Annotated in this window: 13 protein-coding genes and 1 pseudogene; 11 read left to right on the top strand and 3 right to left on the bottom strand. The window is 70.5% G+C overall.

What is annotated here, in order from left to right; all coding sequences use genetic code 11:
• Nucleotides 1-17: 17 nt before the first annotated feature.
• The gene (gene paaK / locus ACFT9I_RS32050) at nucleotides 18-1,304 is read right to left on the bottom strand and encodes a phenylacetate--CoA ligase PaaK (RefSeq protein ID WP_382570066.1); all 1,287 of its coding nucleotides are present in this window, start codon (nucleotides 1,302-1,304) and stop codon (nucleotides 18-20) included.
• Between the two features lie 173 nt (nucleotides 1,305-1,477).
• Here paaK and ACFT9I_RS32045 point away from each other — a divergent pair.
• The 5 genes and pseudogenes from ACFT9I_RS32045 to ACFT9I_RS32025 all read left to right on the top strand — a co-directional run.
• Nucleotides 1,478-2,350 (top strand): annotated as a pseudogene (locus ACFT9I_RS32045) (alpha/beta fold hydrolase); the annotation flags it as partial.
• A gap of 207 nt (nucleotides 2,351-2,557) precedes the next feature.
• A complete protein-coding gene (locus ACFT9I_RS32040; protein WP_023543626.1) occupies nucleotides 2,558-2,800 on the top strand; it encodes a DUF397 domain-containing protein in 243 nt (80 codons plus the stop codon).
• 77 nt (nucleotides 2,801-2,877) lie between these two features.
• Nucleotides 2,878-3,378 (top strand): hypothetical protein, encoded by a 501-nt coding sequence (locus ACFT9I_RS32035; protein WP_189105770.1) that lies wholly within the window; start codon nucleotides 2,878-2,880, stop codon nucleotides 3,376-3,378.
• A gap of 195 nt (nucleotides 3,379-3,573) precedes the next feature.
• Nucleotides 3,574-5,979, top strand: a complete 2,406-nt coding sequence (locus tag ACFT9I_RS32030) for a glycoside hydrolase N-terminal domain-containing protein (RefSeq protein ID WP_382570105.1) — start codon at nucleotides 3,574-3,576, stop codon at nucleotides 5,977-5,979.
• Nucleotides 5,980-6,203: 224 nt separating this feature from the next.
• Nucleotides 6,204-7,319, top strand: coding sequence for a chemotaxis protein (locus ACFT9I_RS32025; RefSeq protein WP_382570063.1), 1,116 nt, complete (start codon nucleotides 6,204-6,206; stop codon nucleotides 7,317-7,319).
• A gap of 85 nt (nucleotides 7,320-7,404) precedes the next feature.
• On the opposite strand, the gene ACFT9I_RS32020 is transcribed toward ACFT9I_RS32025, so the two are convergent.
• Nucleotides 7,405-9,405 carry an N-acetylmuramoyl-L-alanine amidase gene (locus tag ACFT9I_RS32020; RefSeq protein ID WP_382570062.1) on the bottom strand — a complete coding sequence of 667 codons (2,001 nt, stop codon included), beginning with the start codon at nucleotides 9,403-9,405 and terminating at the stop codon, nucleotides 7,405-7,407.
• A 344-nt stretch (nucleotides 9,406-9,749) separates the two neighbouring features.
• Nucleotides 9,750-10,955, bottom strand: coding sequence for an ROK family protein (locus ACFT9I_RS32015; protein WP_382570060.1), 1,206 nt, complete (start codon nucleotides 10,953-10,955; stop codon nucleotides 9,750-9,752).
• Between the two features lie 174 nt (nucleotides 10,956-11,129).
• On the opposite strand from ACFT9I_RS32015, the gene ACFT9I_RS32010 reads away from it, so the two are divergent.
• The 6 genes from ACFT9I_RS32010 to ACFT9I_RS31985 all read left to right on the top strand — a co-directional run bounded on the left by ACFT9I_RS32010 (nucleotide 11,130) and on the right by ACFT9I_RS31985 (nucleotide 20,181).
• Nucleotides 11,130-12,656, top strand: coding sequence for a sugar ABC transporter ATP-binding protein (locus ACFT9I_RS32010; RefSeq protein WP_382570058.1), 1,527 nt, complete (start codon nucleotides 11,130-11,132; stop codon nucleotides 12,654-12,656).
• Nucleotides 12,657-12,709: 53 nt separating this feature from the next.
• A complete protein-coding gene (locus ACFT9I_RS32005; protein ID WP_382570056.1) occupies nucleotides 12,710-13,714 on the top strand; it encodes an ABC transporter permease in 1,005 nt (334 codons plus the stop codon).
• Nucleotides 13,711-14,823 carry an ABC transporter permease gene (locus ACFT9I_RS32000; RefSeq protein ID WP_382570054.1) on the top strand — a complete coding sequence of 371 codons (1,113 nt, stop codon included), beginning with the start codon at nucleotides 13,711-13,713 and terminating at the stop codon, nucleotides 14,821-14,823. Before ACFT9I_RS32005 ends, ACFT9I_RS32000 begins: the two co-directional genes overlap by 4 nt.
• On the top strand, nucleotides 14,820-16,037 hold the full coding sequence (locus tag ACFT9I_RS31995; protein WP_382570052.1) for an ABC transporter substrate-binding protein: 1,218 nt from the start codon (nucleotides 14,820-14,822) through the stop codon (nucleotides 16,035-16,037). Before ACFT9I_RS32000 ends, ACFT9I_RS31995 begins: the two co-directional genes overlap by 4 nt.
• Nucleotides 16,034-16,927 carry a sugar phosphate isomerase/epimerase family protein gene (locus tag ACFT9I_RS31990; RefSeq protein ID WP_382570050.1) on the top strand — a complete coding sequence of 298 codons (894 nt, stop codon included), beginning with the start codon at nucleotides 16,034-16,036 and terminating at the stop codon, nucleotides 16,925-16,927. The genes ACFT9I_RS31995 and ACFT9I_RS31990 overlap by 4 nt, the downstream gene beginning before the upstream one ends.
• Before the next feature lie 116 nt (nucleotides 16,928-17,043).
• The gene (locus ACFT9I_RS31985) at nucleotides 17,044-20,181 is read left to right on the top strand and encodes a ThuA domain-containing protein (protein ID WP_382570048.1); all 3,138 of its coding nucleotides are present in this window, start codon (nucleotides 17,044-17,046) and stop codon (nucleotides 20,179-20,181) included.
• Nucleotides 20,182-20,249: the final 68 nt, after the last annotated feature.

Below are 20,249 nucleotides of genomic sequence, written 5' to 3'. Positions count from 1 at the left end.
GAACGTCGCCGGGCCGCTCACGGCGTCCTGAGGTCCACGATCCGCTTGATCTTGCCCACCGAACGCTCCAGCGTCTCCGGATCCACCACCTCGACCGCCACCGAGACCCCGATCCCGTCCTTCACGGCCGTCGCGATCGACCGGACGGCCTCCTCACGCTGCTCCGGCGTCGCCCCCGCCCGCGCCTCCGCCCGCACCGTCAGGGCGTCCATCCGGCCGTCGCGCGTGAGCCGCAGCTGGAAGTGCGGGGCGACCCCCGCCGTACGCAGCACGATCTCCTCGATCTGGGTCGGGAACAGGTTCACCCCGCGCAGGATCACCATGTCGTCGCTGCGCCCGGTGACCTTCTCCATCCGCCGGAACACCCGCGCCGTGCCCGGCAGGAGCCGCGTCAGGTCGCGCGTACGGTAACGGATCACCGGCATCGCCTCCTTGGTGAGGGAGGTGAAGACCAGCTCGCCCTCCGCACCCTCCGGCAGCACCTCACCGGTGAACGGGTCGACGATCTCCGGATAGAAGTGGTCCTCCCAGATGTGCAGGCCGTCCTTCGTCTCGACACACTCCTGCGCCACACCGGGCCCCATCACCTCGGAGAGCCCGTATATGTCCACGGCGTCGATCGCGAACCGCTCCTCGATCTCCCGCCGCATCTCCTCCGTCCACGGCTCGGCCCCGAAGATGCCGACCTTCAGTGAGGTCGTCCGGGGATCGACGCCCTGGCGCTCGAACTCGTCCAGCAGCGTCAGCATGTACGAGGGCGTCACCATGATGACCTCGGGCCGGAAGTCCGTGATCAGCTGGACCTGTCGCGCGGTCATGCCGCCCGACGCCGGGATGACGGTGCAGCCGAGCCGCTCGGCGCCGTAGTGCGCGCCCAGTCCGCCGGTGAACAGGCCGTATCCGTACGCCACATGGACCTTGTGGCCGGGCCGGCCGCCGGCCGCGCGGATGGAGCGGGCCACCACGTCGGCCCAGTTGTCCAGATCCCCTTGGGTGTAGCCGACCACGGTGGGGCGGCCCGTCGTGCCGCTGGAGGCGTGGATGCGGCGGACGTCCGTCTGGTCGACGGCGAACATCCCGAAGGGATAGTTGTCCCGCAGATCGGTCTTGGCGGTGAAGGGGAAGCGGGCGAGGTCGCCGAGCGAGCGGCAGTCGTCCGGCCGCAGCCCTGCGGCGTCGAACGACTCGCGGTAGAACGGCACGTTCTCGTACGCGTGGCGCAGTGTCGCCCGCAGCCGCGTGAGCTGCAGCCCTTCGAGCTCGTCCCGGCCGAGCAGTTCCCCGGCGTCCAGCTGAACCGTCATGGCTGACTCTCCGACTCTTCCGTACCGACCTGGCCGACCGACCGATCATTCGGTTGATCCTCTTCCCGCCCAGTAATCCAGCCCTCGGCACGTGCGTCAAGGCTCGGGGCGCGAGCCGTACCCGGACGGGAAACCGGTTGGTCCCGTGCCCGGCCGGCTGTGAGGATCCGGACATGCCCACGTTCCACGCGTACGACGGGACCGAACTGACCTACCACCTGAAGGGGGACGGGCCCGGGGAACCGGTCATCTGTCTGCCGGGCGGCCCGATGCGGGCCGCCGCCTACCTCGGCGACCTCGGCGGCCTCGGCGCGTACCGCCCCCTCGTCCTGCTCGATCTGCGCGGCACGGGCGATTCCGCCGTCCCCGCCGACCGCTCGACGTACCGCTGCGACCGGCTCGTGGCCGACGTCGAGGCACTGCGCGAGCACCTCGGTCTCGCGCGGATCGATCTGCTCGGGCACTCGGCGTCGGGCAATCTCGCCACTCTCTACGCCGCCGCCCACCCGCACCGGCTGCGCTCGCTCGTCCTGGTCGCCCCCGGGCTGCGGGCCGCGGGCATCACCACCACCGAGGCGGACATGCGCGAGGCGGTCGAACTGCGCGTGGGCGAACCCTGGTACGCGCAGGCGCGGGCCGCCATGGAAGAGGTCTGGTCGGGCGCCCGTGGCATCCGCGAGGTGTGGCCGACGGTGATCCCCTTCGCGTACGGCCGGTGGGACGCGGCCGCGCGGGCGCACGCCGCCGCCGAGGCCCACGAGGTCAACCGGGAGGCGGCGGCCGGGTACTACGCGCCGGGCGCCTTCGACCCGCCCGCCACCGTCGCCGCGCTGTCCGCCGTCGACGCCCCGGTCCTGGTCGTGACGGGAGAGGTGGACACCAGCCCACGACCCCGGCACGCGACGGAACTGGCCGGTCTCTTCCCGGCCGGCCGGACGGTCGTGCAGCCGGGCGCCGGACACCTGCCCTGGCTGGACGACGCGGGGTGGTTCACGCGTAGGGTCGGCGCCTTCCTGGCGCCCGGCGTGCGTACGCCCGCGGCGGGCTGACCGGCCGGGCGGCCACGGGCCGAGTTGGTCCCGGCCGAACCGACCTCGGCCGAACCGACCCCGGTCGAACGCGCGTCCGGCGGCCGTCCCGGCCTCAACTGGGCGTCACCACAAGGGCGTTGGGGACGGCCGGTGCAGCGGCCTGTCCGGGACCGGAAACGATCGATAGTCTGGCCCCGGACGACGAACCGGGAGGAGCGGGACGTGGCTGAGAGCACCACCACCCAGCAGCCGTTGGCGGGCTGGGACAAGCCGGAGCTGGACCTGAGCAAGGCTGACTGGCGTTCCAGCAGCCAGGGCACGGGAGACGTCCAGATCGCCTTCGTCGAAGGATTCATCGCGATGCGCAACGGCGGTAAGCCGGAGAATCCCTCACTGATCTTCAGCCCCGCCGAGTGGCGGGCCTTCGTACTCAACGCCCGCGACGGGGAGTTCGACCTCACCTGACCGCACCTCGCGTCCCACCCCCGGCGAGCCTCAGGGTCCCGCGTCGCCGGGGTCCCGCGGAGACGTACCATGGCCGCATGTCCTTCCTCCGCCGCCGCAGCGCCGCCACACCCGCGGGCCCGGACTTCGACGTCCTGGCCATGGACCCGGGTGACTGGCCCGGAAATCTGGGCGCCGGCCTGCTGCCCGCCCCCGACGGCAGCTGTCAGGGTGTCTTCCTGCGGTACGACCTGTTCGGCGGACGCGGCCCGGCCATGATCATCGGCAATCTGCCCGAGGGATCACCGGCCCGCGAGCTGGAGGACGGCCAGATCCCCTTCGAGGTCGCGCAACTGCTGATCGCCCTGGAGAACGAGGAGCAGGTCGACGTCGTCAGTACGGAGGACGTGCCCGTGATGCAGGGCGACAACCTGCTCATCGTGCGCAGGCTGAAGCTCTCCGAAAGCCGTATCGCCTGCGTGCAGTTCGACCGCAGCGACAACGTCCTCGTCACCATCGCCAGCTGGGACCGGCCGATCACCGACGATCTCTACGCGCTCCTGAAGCCGCTGCCCGCCGAGCTTTTCCAGCAGGGCTGAGAGCCTGTCGGGGCCGAAAACCGCCCCCGATGCGATATCGGGCGAGACCCCGGCAGACCGGAACCCGCCCTCGCACCCCATCGCCTCGCGGCAGGAAAACTGACTGCCGCGAGGTTTTGTCATGTGCCTTGCCAATTCAGTCATCGGACTTTTAACGTCTGCCGCATGACTCAGGGCATCACCCGCAGAACCACGATGAAGTCCGCCCTCGGCGTAACCAGTGCTCTCGCGCTGGGTGTTCCTGCTCTGGCCGGCAGAGCCGCAGCCGCCGACCCCTCCGATGAATTGACGCTCTGGTACACGAAGCCCGCCGCCGACTGGGAGCGCGAAAGCCTCCCCATCGGCAGTGGCGCGCTCGGCGCCGGCATCTACGGAACGCTCGCCACCGAGCGACTGGTCCTCAACGAGAAGACCCTGTGGACGGGCGGCCCCGGCGCGCCCGACTACGACCACGGCAACTGGACCAGCCCCCGGCCCGGTGTGCTGCGCGGGATCCAGGACCGTATCGACGCCGAAGGGTCCATGACCCCGGAGGCCGTCGCGGCCGAGCTGGGCCAGCCCAAGCACAGCTTCGGCTCCTACAACGTCTTCGGCGACCTGCTGATCGACGTCCCCGGAGCGCCCGGTGGCCCCGACTCCTCCTACCGGCGCACCCTGGACATCGCCACGGCCCTCGCCACGGTCTCGTACGCCCACCAAGGCGCCACGTACACACGGGAGTTCTTCGCCTCCCACCCCGGCAAGGTCATCGCGGGCCGGTTCGCCGCCGACCAGCCGGGCAAGATCGGCTTCACCCTCCGCTACACCTCCCCCCGCAACGACTTCACGGCCACCGCGAGCGGTGACCGGCTCACCATCAAGGGCAAGCTCCAGAACAACGGGCTGCTCTTCGAGGGCCAGATCCGCGTACGTACCCAGGGCGGCAGCGTCACCGCCGGGAACGGCACCCTCACCGTCAGCGGCGCCGACAGCGCCTGGTTCGTCCTCGCGGCCGGCACCGACTACGCCGACACCTACCCCGACTACCGCACCGACGACCCCCACGGCGCGGTCACCGACGCCGTCGACCGGGCGGCCGGCCTCTCCTACGACGACCTGCGCACCGAGCATGTCAACGACTACCAGGGGCTGTTCGACCGGGTGTCGCTCGACATCGGCCAGCAGCTGCCCGACCTGCCGACCGACCAGCTCCTCACCCAGTACACCGGCGGCACGGGCGCCGCCGACAAGGCGCTCGAAGCGCTGTACTTCCAGTACGGCCGGTATCTGCTCATCGCCTCGTCCCGGACCGGCTCGCTGCCCGCGAACCTCCAGGGCGTCTGGAACAACGTCACCAACCCGCCCTGGGATGCGGACTACCACGTCAACATCAACCTCCAGATGAACTACTGGCTCGCCGAGGTCACCAACCTCGCCGAGACCACCGCGCCGTACGACAGTTACGTCGACTCGATGCGTGAGCCGGGCCGCACCACCGCGCGGGAGATCTTCGAGACGGCCGGCTGGGTGGTGAACAACGAGACCAATCCGTACGGCTTCACGGGCCTGCACCAGTACCCGCAGTCGTTCTGGTTCCCGGAGGCGGGCGCCTGGCTCACCCAGCAGATGTACGACCACTACCGCTTCAACGCCTCCACGGACTATCTGCGCTCCACCGCCTACCCCGTGATGAAGGAGACCGCCGAGTTCTGGCTGGGCTTCCTGCGGGTCGACCCGCGCGACGGGAAGCTCGTCGTCACCCCCAGCTACTCGCCCGAGAACGGCGACTTCACGGCCGGCGCGGCGATGTCGCAGCAGATCGTGCACGACCTGTTCACCAACACGCTGGAGGCGGCGCAGACCCTCGGCGACGACCCCGCCTTCCGCACCCGGCTCCAGGACACCCTCGGCAAGCTCGACCCCGGCCTGCGCATCGGGTCCTGGGGCCAGCTCCAGGAGTGGAAGGAGGACCTGGACGACCCGAACAACGACCACCGGCACGTCTCGCACCTCTTCGGCCTGCACCCGGGCCGGCAGATCGAGGTCGGCACCGACTGGGCCGAGGCCGCCAAGGTCTCCCTCACCGCGCGCGGTGACGGCGGCACGGGCTGGAGCAAGGCCTGGAAGATCAACTTCTGGGCGCGGCTGCGGGACGGCAACCACGCGCACAAGATGCTCACCGAGCAGCTCAAGAGCTCCACGCTGCCGAACCTCTGGGACACCCACCCGCCGTTCCAGATCGACGGCAACTTCGGCGCCTCCTCCGGTGTCGCCGAGATGCTGCTCCAGAGCCAGCACGGCCCGATCGAGGTCCTGCCGGCCCTGCCCGCGTCCTGGCCCGACGGCTCGATCGCCGGGCTGCGGGCACGCGGCGGCGCCACGCTCGACATCACCTGGGCCGGCGGCAAGGCGAGCCGGATCGTCCTCAGGGCGAGCCGTACCGGTGATCTGACCCTGCGCAGCACCCTGCTGCCCGGCGGTGAGAAGACCTTCCGTGCCACCGCCGGTCAGGTCTACGAGTTCCCGGAGGGCCGTGACAAGCCCGGCCACGGCAAGCCGGGCCACGGAAAGCCCGGCCATGGCAGGCCGGGCCATGGCCGACCAGGTCGCGGCGGGAACTGACGGCGCGCGATCCGGCCACCGGATCAGGGGTCTCGTCCGGCAGCGGCGGCAGCCGGGCGGGGCCCCGTCCTATGTGCGGCCCCGCCGCATTCCTGCGGGCCCCGCACATTCGACGGCTCCGCGCCCCTGCGGATGTCGGCGGCGTCCCGCACCATGGAAGGAGGTCCGGGGTACTCCAGCCGGCCGCTCGCCGGTGTGGGACCTCCGCCGAGCGAAGGGGCAGCATGGACAGTAACGATCTGACGCCCGAAGTCTTGCGGAGTCTGCGGAAGCAGCGGCCGTATCCGGCGGTGTCCCTGACAATGCCCACCCATCGGCACGAGCCGTGGAGCGACCAGGACCCGGTGCGCCTGCGCAACGTCCTCTCCGAGGCCGTGCACCGGATGGAGGCCGATCCGGACGTGCCCAAGGCCACGCGCCAGGCGGTGAAGGGGCGGCTCAATCAGGCGGTGGCGGAGGTGGACCTGCGCCACAAGCTCGACGGGCTGCTGATTCTCGCCGACGCCGAGGAACACCAGGTCTGGTACCTGCCCCGCGAGACGCCCGAGTCGGTCGTCATCAGCGACACCTATCTCACCCGGAATCTGGTGGCGGCCACCGTCCAGCGCCACCACTACTGGGTGCTGAACGTGGCCTCCGACCACGCGACGCTGTGGAGCGGTGTCGGCGACTCCCTGCACGAGCACCGCGCCGACGGCTTCCCCGCGACGCCTTCCGAGGCGACCTGGGACGTGGAACGCCTGGAGCGGGTCGGCAACCCGCCGAGCAACTTCATGGACGAGGACACCCGTAAGTTCATGCGGTCGGTGGACGACGCCTTCACCGCCGTGCTGGCCGGGAGCCCCCGCCCGTTCTATGTGGTCGGCGTCGCCCCCGCGCTCGCCCTGCTGGAGGAGGCGGGCAGCACCGCCCCGTCCGCCACCGGCCGGCTGGCCAAGGGCGGCCTGACCGACGGCCCGGCCCATGTGCTGGCGAAGGCGGTACGGCCCCTGGTCGAGGCGTACGCGCGCGACGAGGAACGGCAGGTCATGGTCCAGCTGGACGACGCCAGGAGCAGCCGTACCTTCGCCGCCGGTCTGGACGAGGTCTGGGAGGCGGTACGCGAGAGGCGGGCCGGCCTGGTGGCGGTGGAGGAGCACTTCCAGCGGTCCGCCAGGGTCAGCGAGGGACATCTGATCCCGGTCGACGGCGCGGACGGTGCGGCCCTCGGCCGTGAGGTGCAGGACGACATCGTCGACGAACTGGTCGAGTCGGCCCTGGACGGCGGCGCGCAGGTCGTGTTCCTGGACGACGACGTACTCGCCGGGCACGAACGCATCGCGGCGGTGCTGCGCTACTGAGCCACTGCGCGTGCGTGCGGAAAGAGCAAGGCGCCACCGGCCCCCCACAGACCGGTGGCGCCCGTCGCCCTACGAGGGCCGCGTCTCAGCGGCCCGAGGGCAGGACCCGGACATCGGACGCCTTCACATAGGCGACCCGGTGTCCGAACTGGATCTCGTAGTACTGCTCCTCGCCGCTCACCACGCGGTGACCCGTGGTGTCGAAGGTGGGCGCGAAGTAGTACGCGCCGGGCACCCGGTCACCGACCACGTACTTCTGACCGGCGAGCAGTTTGTACGGGAACGGCGAGATCGCCTGCACGGGGATGTCGGCCGGGTACGCCGACGCCTCCGGGTAGGCCCTGCCGTACACCGGCACCTCCGCGAGACCGGCCTTCGGCGTGAGCACCCGCTCCTGCGCGCTCACGGCCGTGGGCGCCGTACGCGGATTGTGGAACCACGCCTTCTGACCGAGGTACCAGATCGCCGTCCAGTCGCCCTCGCGCCCGGCGACGGCGAACTGCTGGCCCGTCGACGCGCGTGCGCCCAGGTCGTTGACGCCGGTCGTGGAGTCACCGCCGCCCGGCCGCAGACCGATGTCCTTGACCAGCGGCGACGCGGCGTCCGGCGCGGTGTGCAGCCGGACCGCCCCCGAGCCGTGCGGGGCGCACGCCTGACCGGCCGTCACACAGCCCGTGTAGACCGGCTGGTTCGACGCGTAGTCGGGACGGATCGTCACCGCGCCCGCGTCACGCCCGCCGTCCGCCTTGAACGGCTTGCCCAGCAGCTCGAAGTAGTGCGCCCAGTCCCAGTAGGGACCCGGGTCGGTGTGCATCCCGGCGATGGTCGACGCGGTCGTGCCGGGCACGTTGTCGTGGCCGATGATGTGCTGCCGGTCCAGCGGGATGTCGTACCGGTCGGCGAGATAACGGACCAGCCGCGACGACGTCCGGTACATCGCCTCGGTGTACCAGGCGTCGGGGGAGACGAGGAAGCCCTCGTGCTCCAAGCCCACCGACGTGGAGTTGACGTACCAGTTGCCCGCGTGCCAGCCGACGTCCTTCAGCGGGACGTGCTGCGCGATGTGCCCGTCGGACGAGCGTAGAGAGTAGTGCCAGGAGACGTACGTCGGGTCCTGGACCAGCTGGAGTGTGGTGTCCCAGGTCGCCTCGGTGTCATGGATGACGATCGAGTCGATGGAGGGGGAGCCCGCCTTGGGGCGGTCGGCCTTGTCGTGGTTGCCGTAGTCGCCCTCGCCGAACTCCTCGTACGGCGCCGGGATCCACTCGCACGCCACGGTGCGCGGGCACTCGGTCCTGCCCGCGTCGGCCTTGCGCAGTCCGAGCTTCGACACCTGCGAGGTGTCGGGGGCGACACCCGGCGTGGCCGGCAGCGCCACCCGCTGCCCGCTGTCGGTCGTACGCCGCTGGCCGTCCCGGATCACCGCGTAGACGTCGTTCGCGTACGTCGCGGCGGTGGCGGAGTCGTCGGCGCCGGAGAAGCGGGCGACGGCCGCGTACCAGTCGGCCGGGTCGGCGCTCAGCGGTTTGCCGAGCGCGCGCTGGGCGTCGGCCAGCAGGGCCGCGCCGCCGCGGATGTTGGCGGCCGGGTCCTGCCTGAGCCGCTCGGCGGACTGCCCGGTGAGCTTCGCGGCCCGGTCGACGGTGCGCAGCCGTGCGGGCAGTTGGGAGTTCTCGGGTACGACGGCCTCGCGGGCGGCGTCCGGCGCGCCCGTTTTCACCGGGCGGGACGTGTCGCCGCGGGCGTCCTCCGTGCCGTGCGAGTGGTGGGGTGCCTCGGCGATCGCGGTCCTGGCGTCGGTGAGATGCATGGGGCCGTAGCCGCCGGTCACGCTGGGGGCGCCGCTGTGGGTGTCCCACCTCGACTGGAGGTAGGAGACGCCGAGCAGGACGCTCGCCGGTACGTCGTACCGGTCCGCCGCCGCGGCGAAGTCGCTCTGGAGGGAGCCGGCGGTGGGCTGTTCGGCGGTGGCGGAAGGAGAGGCCGACACCAGAGGCAGCAGCAGGGCGGCCGAGGCGACGGCGCCCGCCGTGCGCGTCGCACGTCTGCGGACCGTTCTGACGGGTGTGGGGGCGGAACCTTGCAATGCAGCCTCCAGTGACGTGGTGCGCGAAGCGCCCGCGGGGCCGTACCCGGCACGCGACAGGTCGTACGGGGTGCGGCGTGCGGAGTACAGGGCAGGGGTACAGGGGTATCGGCTTGAAGGCGATCCGTCAATCAGGCGTGGCGGCAAGGATTTCGCACGTCAGCGCGCGTGTTGCGGACTTGTCCCGGTGACAGGCCACGGGCCTGCGGCGCGTCAGTGGTGTGAACCAATGAGCGGACTCGACCGACCTGGAACGATGTTGGTCCGACCCTTGACGTTTCTTGAACATGACGGATCGTCAGGCGTGGGACTCGTACCGGCGGGACTTCTGAAACACGGCCCGGTCAGGTGGTGACGTCACGCGCCAGCTGCCGGTCCACCTGCGCCGGCGACAGTGCGTGCTCGATCGCGAGGATCCCCGCCCCGAACGCCGCCGCGTTCTCACCCGTACGGCTCGGCTCGATCCGCAGCACATGCGTGGCCAGCGGATGCGACCGCCGGTACACCGCCTCCCGTACGCCCGCGAGCAACTGGTCGTGCACGGCCGCCAGCGCGCCGCCGAGCACCACCGTGTCGGGGTTGAAGAAGTTCACCAGCCCCGCCAGCACCTCGCCGACCGCGCGGCCCGCCTCGCGCACCATGCGCAGGGCGTCCCTGTTGCCGGACTTCACCAGCCGTACGACATCACTGCCCGACGCGGCGTCGAGCCCGAGGCCCGCCAGCTTCGCGGCGATCGCGGCACCGCCCGCCACCGCCTCCAGGCAGCCGAAGTTCCCGCACCGGCAGGCGTCCTCCTGGTCGCTGACCTTGATGTGCCCGATGTCGCCCGCGCTGCCCTGCGCGCCCCGGTGCAGCCTGCCGTCGGCGACGATGCCGCAGCCGATGCCCGTACCCACCTTGATGTAGAGCAGGAAACGGGTGTCGGGGAACGCCCGTCGCTGTTCGGCCAGGGCCATCACATTCACGTCGTTGTCGACGAGCGCCCGCACGCCGAAGCGCGAGGCGAAGAATTCGGGAATCGGATACTGGTGCCAGCCGGGCATGATCGGAGGATCGACGGGACGCCCCGTGGAGAACTCGACCGGCCCGGGGACCCCCACCCCGATGGACCGCAGCGTGCGCGGTTCGAGCCCCGACTTCTCCAGCAGGCCGTGCAGCGTGCGTTCCACATGGCGCAGTACGGAATCGGGCCCGTCCCCGATCGACAGCGGATCCTCCTGCGTGGCCAGGGTGGTACCGCCGATGTCCATCAGCGCCACCCGGCAGTGCGAGGCGCCGAGGTCCACGCCCGCCACCGCGTGCTCGCGGGTACGGAGCCGGAGCCTGCGCGGCGGCCTGCCGCCCGTCGACCCGCCGGCCTCCGGCCCGGACTCGTCGACGAAGCCGTGCGCGATGAGCGCGTCCACGCGCTGGGAGACCGTGGAGCGCGCGAGCCCCGTCATCCGGGAGAGATCCGCGCGCGTCGCCGCGGCTCCGGAACTGATCAGCGTGAGCACCTCGCCCGGTGTGCGGGAGACGGCGTAACTGCTGTGATCCGGCAGCGCAGACATGGCAATACCTTAGGGACGACTTTCGCTGCTCACAAGACACCATTGTTTCGCCGATCGGCATAAGTCTCCGTCAACTCCGCCGAAACGAACGGCGCTTGGACCCTTGACAGGTCAAAGGTCAGTCACGACATTGCACAGCAGACCGCGACCGAGGAGCCATCGAGGAGCCAGGGGATGCTGACGATGCAGGGCGTGTCCAAGAGCTTTCTCGGGGTGCGTGTGCTCCATGACGTGGGACTCGATCTTCAACCCGGTGAAGTCCACGCGCTGGTGGGCGAGAACGGCGCGGGGAAATCCACCCTGATGAAGGTCCTGGCCGGCGAACACGCCCCCGACACCGGCACGATCACGCTCGACGGAACGGCGCACACCTTCAGCCACCCGGGTCAGGCGCAGGCCGCCGGGATCGGCATCATCCACCAGGAGTTCGCGCTCCTGGCCCATCGCACCGTCGCCGAGAACGTGTTCCTCGGCCGGGAGCCGACCCGATACGGACTGGTCGACCGCGCGGCCATGGAACGGCGTACGGCCGAACTCCTCGCCGAGATCGACGAGACGGGCATCACCCCGCGCACGCTCGTGCGGGATCTGTCCGTCGCCCGGCAGCAGACCGTCGAGATCGTGAAGGCGCTCGCCACCGACGTACGTGTGCTTGTCATGGACGAGCCAACCGCACCGCTCGCGGACCACGAGGTCGCGCTGCTGTCGGCCCTCGTACGCCGATTGACCGCCCGCGGCCTCGGCATCCTGTACATCTCGCACCGGCTCAAGGAGGTCTTCGACCTCTCGCGCCGCGTCACCGTCCTCAAGGACGGCCGCCATGTCACCACCGTGCGCACCGCCGACACCACCCCGGACGACATCGTCCGCGCGATGGTCGGCCGCGAACTGACCGCGTACTACCCGCCGCGCGCCCGCCCCGACGAGATCGGCGACGTGACGCTCACCGTCACCGGCGGCGGCAACTCCCGCGTCAGGGACATCGACCTGACACTGCGCGCCGGCGAGGTCGTCGGCATCGCGGGCCTCCAGGGGGCGGGGCGTACGTCACTGGCCCGCGCCCTGTTCGGCGCCGCGCCCTTCACCACCGGCACGATGACGGTCGGCGGGAAGCCGCTGCGGCCGTCGAAGCCGCGCGAGGCCATCCGCGCGGGCATCGCCCTGGTCACCGAGGACCGCAAGACCGAGGGGCTGGCCCTGCGCCAGTCGGTACGGGACAACGCGCTGCTGGTCACCCGCGCCGTCGCGGTACGGGGCAGACCCCCGGCGGGACGCGAGGTCACCGCGCTCCTCGAACGGGTCCGGCTCCAGTCGCGCGGCGAGGACCAGCAGGCCCAGTTCCTGTCCGGCGGCAACCAGCAGAAGGTCGTCATCGCCAAATGGCTGGCGGCGAACCCCCGGGTGCTGCTCTTCGACGAGCCCACGCGGGGCGTCGACGTCGGGGCCAAGGCGGCCATCCACACCCTCGTACGCGAACTCGCGCGTGAGGGACTCGCCGTGCTGATCATCTCCTCCGAACTGCCGGAGCTGATCGGGATGAGCGACCGGATCCTCGTGATGTCCGACGGGCGCCTCGCGGGTGAACTGCCCGCCGGGGCAACGGAGGAGAGCATCATGCGCCTCGCCACGACCGGGTCGGACGAGGGTACGGAAGCCGGGGCCGCGACCGCCGCGAACACCCGACCGGAGGGCGCCGCGTGACCACCGTCGAGTCCGCTCCCGCCCCGTCCGGCCCCCCACCGAGATCGACATCGTTGTCCAGGGGCAAGGCGCGCCGCTCCGTCCGCCCGTCCGTCGACCCCGTCGTCGGCGTCTGGCTCGCCGCGCTCGCCGTGACCGTCCTCGGCTGGATCGTCGTCGCCGCCCAGGGCGGCAACTTCCTCACCACCTCCAACGCGGTCGCGATCCTCCAGAACTGCGTCGCGCTCGGACTGGTCGCCGTCGGCCAGTCAGCCGTGATCCTCACCGGCTCCCTCGACCTCTCCGTCGCCTACCTCATCAGCCTCGGCACGCTCGTCGCCGCCGAGACCATGGCGAGCGGCGGCGTCGTCACCGCCGTGCTCGCCGTGCTCGCGCTGTCCGTCGCCGTCGGACTCGTCAACGGGCTGATCGTCACCGGGCTCAAGGTCAACGCGTTCATCGCGACCCTCGGGATGGCGTTCATCCTGCGCGGCTGGATCGAGGACAACTACACCGGACCCGCCGGTGAGGTGCCCGTCTCCTTCCAGCGCCTCGGCTACGACCGGATCGGCCCCGTCCCCGTCTCGGTGTTCCTGCTCATCGCCGTGGCCGCCCTCATGTGGCTCATCACCCGCCGCACCCGCCTCGGCCACCACATGTACGCCACCGGCGGGGACGAACACGCCGCCCGGCTCTCCGGCGTACGGACCGGGCGCACCGTCGTGATCGCACACGTCCTGTGCTCGCTGTGCGTCGGCGCCGCCGCGCTCTTCCTCGCGGCGCGACTGGGCGCGGGCGCACCGTGGGCGGGCACCGAGGCACGCTACGACCTGGAGTCGATCGCCGCCGTGGTCCTCGGCGGCACGGCGCTCGCGGGCGGCCGCGGGGGAGTGGCCGGCACCCTCGGCGGCGTATTCGTCCTGGCCGTCCTCGACAGCGTGTTCAACCAGCTCTCGGTCGACCCGTTCTTCAAGAATGTCGTACGCGGCGTCGTCATCATCGCCGCCGTCGCCATCTACGCCCGGCCCCGACGGACCCCGAAGGCACCGAAGGCCCTGACGGAAGGGCGGACCACATGAGCGCCCCGACCGAACCCCTGACCAAGGCCGGCGGAGCCCCGACGGCCGCCCCCGCCAAGCGGATCGTCCGCGCGCTCGGCACCGGTATCCCCGTCTACGTGCTCCTCGCCGTGCTGCTCCTCGCCCTCCTGATCACCGACCCCGGCTTCTACGAACCCGACAGCTTCCTCTCCTTCGTCAAGCGCGCGGCGCCGCTGGTGATCCTGGCCGCCGGGCAGTATCTGGTCATCGTCTGCGGCGAGTTCGACCTCTCCGTCGGCGCGATCGTCACCGCGGGCGTGGTCGTCGCGGCCGAGTTGTACGGCTCCTTCCCCGACGCCCACTGGCTGGTGGTCACCGCCGTCCTGCTCGTCGCCGGCGGCCTGGCCGGACTGGTCAGCGGGCTGATCACCACCGTCCTGCGGGTGCCGTCGTTCATCACCACCCTCGGCATGATGCTCATCCTCGAAGGCGCCGTCTTCTTCTGGACCGGCGGCTCACCGCAGGGCGTACTGCCCACCGCCTTCCGCCAGTTGGGCCGGGGCACCGCCTTCGGCTGGCTGCCCTGGGCGGTCGTCGCCTGTCTGGTGGCCGGGACCGTCGCCGTTCTGGTGATGCGCTCCGACTTCGGACGGACGCTCATGGCCACCGGTGACAGCGACCGCGCCGCCGCGCTGTCCGGCGTACGGGTGATCCGGGTGCGGACCATTGCCTTCATCCTCTCCGGCGCGGCAGCCGCGCTCGCCGCCGTCCTCGTCGGCGGCTTCTCCGGAGTCTCCGCGCAGGCGGGCAGGGGCTACGAGTTCGAGGCCATCACCGCCGTCGTCCTCGGCGGTGTGGTCCTCGGCGGCGGGCGGGGCTCGGTGGTCGCCGCCATGGCCGGTGCCTTCTCGCTCCAGGCACTGTTCACGCTGCTCAACCTCCAGGGCGTCTCGGGAGCCCTGGAGTCCACCGTCCAAGGTGTCATCGTCATCGCCGCCGTCGGCCTCGGAGCGGCCGACTGGTCGCGGCTGCGCAACCGCCGTACGCCGTCGGGCGGCGGTCCACCCGGTCCTGCCTCGCCCGGCCCTACGCCACCTGGCCCCACGCCCCCCACCGGTACGCACCCCACGGGAGGAACACCCTCATGACCGTCATCCGGCCCCTTCGCCGACGCGCCCTCGCCGCGGGCGCCGCGCTCCTCGGCGCCGTACTCATCACCTCCTGCACGAGTGACGCGCCACCCGAGTCGCCGGGCGCCTCGGGCAGCGGAAGCACGGCGGACGCGGGCACCGGGAAGCAGTCCAGCTTCTTCGAACAGGCCGAGTACGACCGTCAGTTGGCCCTCGCCGACGAGAAGCCCGAGGGGCCGGACGGCAAGCCCTGGGAGCAGATGCTCAACCCGGAGATGACCGACACCTCCCAGTACAAGACGGCGGACCCGAGCGACATCGAACTCTGCTTCTCCAACGCCGGCGTGTTCAATCCCTGGCGCCAGGTGGGGCTGAAGAACATGCGTGCCGAGGTGAAACTCCACAAGGAGATCACCAAGTTCACCGTCCTGGACGCCCAGGGCAAGGACGACAAGCAGATCTCCGACATCCAGGAGCTGTCCGCCCGCGGCTGCGACGCGCTGATCGTCTCGCCGAACACGACGGCCACCCTCACCCCCGCCGTGAAGCAGGCCTGCGGCAAGGTGCCCGTCATCGTCTTCGACCGGGGCGTCGAGACCGACTGCGCCGTCACCTTCGTCAACCCGATCGGCGGCTACGCGTACGGCGCGGTGGCGGCCGACTTCCTCGTCGAGAAGGTCAAGCCGAAGGGCAAGATCCTCGCGCTGCGCATCTCGCCCGGCGTGGACGTCCTGGAGACCCGCTGGTCGGCGGCGAAGGTCGCCTTCGACAAGAGTGAACTCGACGTCGTGGACGTGAAGTTCACGGACGGCGACCCGGCCAAGGCCAAGTCGATCGTCACCGACGCGCTCACCCGGCACGGCGACATCGACGGTGTGTGGATGGACTCGGGCGCCACGGCCGTCGCCGCCGTCGAGGCCTTCGAGGACGCGGGCAAGGACGTACCTCCCATCACGGGCGAGGACCAGCAGGACTTCCTCCAGGCGTGGCAGGACAAGGACCTCACGGCGATCGCCCCCGCGTACCCGACGTTCCAGTGGCGTACGCCCGTCATCGCGGCCCTGGACATCCTCAAGGGCGAGGACGTGCCCAAGGAGTGGAAGCTCCCGCAGCCCACCATCACGCAGCAGAACCTCGGCGACTACCTCAAGCCCGGTATGCCGCCGCTGCACTACGCGATGTGCGGCTGCGAGTCGATGCCCGGCTTCCCGAAGGACTGGGGCGGCAAGTGAGCACACCGACACCGAATCCGACACGGCCGTTCGCGATCGGCGCCAACCCGTGGATCTGGCACTCACCGGTCGACGGCGCGGCCCTCGCCGAGACGCTGCCACGCCTGGCCGCCTGGGGCTTCGACTGCGTCGAACTCCCGCTCGAACAGGCCGACGACTGGGAGCCCGCCGCCGCGTCCAAGCTGCTGGACACCACCGGGCTCGCCCCGGCCGCCGTCGTCGCCGTCATGCCGCCGGGCCGCGATCTCGTGGCCACCGACCCGGCGACGGTGCGCACTACCCAGGACTATCTGCGGCGCTGCGTCGACGCGGCACGCGCGATCGGGGCACCCGTCGTGGCCGGTCCGGTCTACATGGCCGTCGGGCGCTCCTGGCGCATGTCGGACACCCAGCGGGCGGCGGCGTGGGCCGAGTGGCGTGAGCACATCGCTCCCGTCGTCACCCACGCGCGGGAGGCGGGGGTGACGATCGCAGTCGAGCCGCTGAACCGGTACGAGACGAGTCTGCTCAACACCGTCGCCCAGTGCCTCGAAGCCATGGACGGCCTGGACCCGGCGGGCATCGGCATCGCGCTCGACGTCTACCACCAGAACATCGAGGAGCACGGCCTGCCTGGCGCCGTACACGAGGCGGGCGCCCGTATCGTCCATGTCCAGGTGTGCGCCAACGACCGGGGCGCACCCGGCGCCGACCACCTCGACTGGCCCGGCTTCCTGACCGCGCTCGCGGACAGCGACTACCGGGGGCCCCTGTGCATCGAGTCCTTCACCGCGCACAACGACGCGATCGCGGTCGCCGCCTCCGTCTGGCGCCCGCTGGCACCCAGTCAGGACGCGCTGGCCACCGACGGGCTGGCGTTCCTGCGCCGGGCCCTCGCCGGTATCCGCTAGAGACCCGGGACCACCCGATCCCGGGACCGCCCGATCCCGGAACCACCCGGCCCCGGGACCACCCACCCGACCCGGAACCACCCGACCGATCCCATCCCCCCAGAGAGGACCGGCACATGAAATGGCATGTACATGACGGAAAGCGTCGTGGGAGAGCGATCCGAAGAGCGTTCGTCGCCGGCGTCGGCGCCCTGCTGCTCGCGCTGACCGCCCTGCCCACCGGCGCCGGAGCCGCCGAGAAGGAGGCCACCTTCAAGGCCCTCCTCTTCACCCGCGCCGTCGGCTACGTCCACGCGTCCATCCCGGACGGCATCACCATGTTCGAGGAGGAGGCCGCCGAGAACGGTTTCGAGGTCGTCCAGAGCGACGACCCCACCGTCTTCAGCGACGACAACCTCGCCCAGTACGACGCGATCGTCATGCTCCAGAACTCCGGCATGGTCTGGGACACCGAGGCGCAACGCCAGGCCATGAAGACGTATCTGGAGAGCGGCAAGGGCGTCGTCGCGATCCACAACACCCTCGACATGGGCGTCGAGGAGGCGTTCCCCTGGTGGGACGAGACCATCAACGGCGGCGCCCACATGCCCACCCACTCGCCCGGTGTGCTCCAGGGCACGGCCAAGGTCGCCGACCAGGTCCACCCCTCCACCAAGGGACTTCCCGAGCGCTGGGAACGCCCCGAGGAGTGGTACAACTTCGACGAGAACCCGCGCGGCGACGTCCATGTCCTGGTCACCGCCGACGAGACGACCTACAACCCCGGCCCCGACGCCATGGGCGCCGACCACCCCATCTCCTGGTGCCGCAACACCGGCGGTGGCAAGGTCTGGGCCACCGCCATGGGCCATGACACCCCCGCCTACGACGAAGAGGCCTTCCGCGACCATGTCGTCGGCGGACTCCAGTGGGCGGCCGGCGACAAGCCCGGCGACTGCGGCGGCACGGACTGGGGCGCCTACGAGAAGGTCACCCTCGACGACAACACCGCCGACCCCATGGAACTCGACGTCGCCGACGACGGCCGCGCGATCTACGCGCAGCGCAACGGCGAACTGAAGGTCTTCGACCCCGCGTCCCACTCCACCGTCACCGCCGGCAAGCTCGACGTCTACAGCGGCGGCGAGGACGGCCTCGTCGGTATGGAACTCGACCCGGACTTCGCCACCAACCACTGGGTCTACCTCTACTACGCGCCCGCCGGTGAAGCCGAGGACGTCAACCGGCTCTCCCGCTTCACCCTCCACGGCAACACCCTCGACCTGGCCAGCGAGAAGAAGCTCCTCGACGTCCCGGCCTACCGCTCCCGTACCTTCACCGAGCCCGGACACACCGGCGGCGCAGTCGAGTTCGGCCCCGACGGCACCCTGTACCTCGGCGTCGGCGACGACGTACCGCCCAACCTCGACCCCGACTGGCAGGGCTACGCGCCCATCGACTGGCGCGAGGGCAAGGAGATGCTCGACGCCGCGCGCACCGCGGGCAACACCAACGACCTGCGCGGCAAGCTCCTGCGCATCAAGCCCACGGACGAGGGCGGCTACACCATCCCGGAGGGCAACCTCTTCGCGGAAGGCACCGACAAGACCCGCCCCGAGATCTACGCGATGGGCTTCCGCAACCCGTTCCGCTTCACCGTCGACCAGAAGACCGGCTACGTCCACCTCGCCGACTACGGCCCCGACCGGGGGCTGCCCACCACCGACCGGGGTCCCGAGGGCCTGGTCGAGTACAACGTCATCAAGAAGCCGGCGAACTTCGGCTGGCCGTTCTGCCACGGGAACAACCAGGCGTACGCGCCGTACAACCCGGACACCGAGGTGATCGGCGCGAAGTTCGACTGCGGCAACCCGACCAACCCCTCGCCCAACAACACCGGACTGACCGACCTGCCGCCGATCCAGCAGCCCGAACTCTGGTACGGCTACGGCGTGTCCGGGCAGTTCCCGGAGATGGGCGAAGGCGGCTCGGCACCGATGGGCGGGCCCGTCTACCGGTACGACGCGGACAACCCCTCCGAGACGAAGTTCCCCGAGTACTTCGACGGCGCGAGCTTCCTCTACGAGTGGTCACGCAACTACATCAAGGAAGTCCGCTTCGACAAGGACGAGAAGCTCCTCAAGGTCAACGACTTCATGGACTCGGTGGCCTTCAAGAGCCCCATGGACATGACGTTCGGACCCGACGGCTCGCTGTACGTCCTGGAGTGGGGCAGCGAGTTCGGCGGCGGCAACAACGACTCGGGCCTCTACCGCGTCGACTACGCCCAGGGGCAGCGCAGCCCCGTCGCCAAGGCCAAGGCCTCCGTCACCGACGGACCGCTCCCGCTCAAGGTGGACTTCTCCAGCGAGGGCAGCGCCGACCCGGACGGAGACCCGCTGACCTACGAGTGGGACTTCGACGGTGACGGCACCTACGACTCCGCCGACGAGAACGCCACCCACACCTACACCGAAGGAGGCGAGTTCAGCGCCCAGTTGAAGGTCACGGACCCCAGCGGCAAGTCCGGCTTCGCCAACGTGCCCATCACCGCGGGCAACACGACGCCGAAGGTGACCATCGACTTCCCCGTCAACGGCAAACTCATCGAGTTCGGCGACCAGATCCCGTACAAGGTCACGGTCACCGACCCGGAGGACGGCACCGTCGACTGCTCCAAGGTCACCATCAACCCGGCACTGGGGCACGACGACCACGAGCACCCGACGAACGACATGCCCGGCTGCGAGGGCACCGTGAACACCGGTGACCTGGGCGGCCATCCCGAGGGCGCCGACCTCACCTACGTACTCAACGCGAAGTACACCGACGGCGGCGGCTCCGGGGCACCGGCGCTGACCGGCTACGGGCGGGCCGTCCTGCAGCCGAAGCTCAAGCAGGCCGAGTACTACGACAGCCAGTCGGGCACGCGCATCGTCGACCAGGCGGGCGCCGCGAACGGCAAACGCATCGGCGACGTCAGCGACGGCGACTGGGTGGCGTTCGAGCCGATGAGCGTGGAGGGCATCGACTCGGTCACGTACCAGATCTCCTCGCCGTACGGAGTCGGGGCGATCGAACTGCGCGCCAACGCCCCGGACGGTGAACTGCTCGCCACCACCCCGATCCCCAACACCGGGGGCTGGGACGTCTACCGGGCCACCGATCCCGTACCGGTGAAGGCCCACGAGGGGACGCAACGGCTCTATCTCGTCTTCACGTCACCACAGAACAACTCGTTCGACGTGGACACGGTCGAGTTCAGCGGACCGTAAGGCCGTAAGCCCTATGGGCGGACGACAACGCGCGTCGCGCGCCCGGTGTGTCGGCACCGGGCACACGA

Source organism: Streptomyces sp. NPDC057137 (assembly GCF_042670825.1).
Classification (GTDB): Bacteria; Actinomycetota; Actinomycetes; order Streptomycetales; family Streptomycetaceae; genus Streptomyces.
The sequence above is the reverse complement of the archived record's forward strand: the minus strand, read 5'-3'. Positions and strand labels throughout refer to the sequence as shown.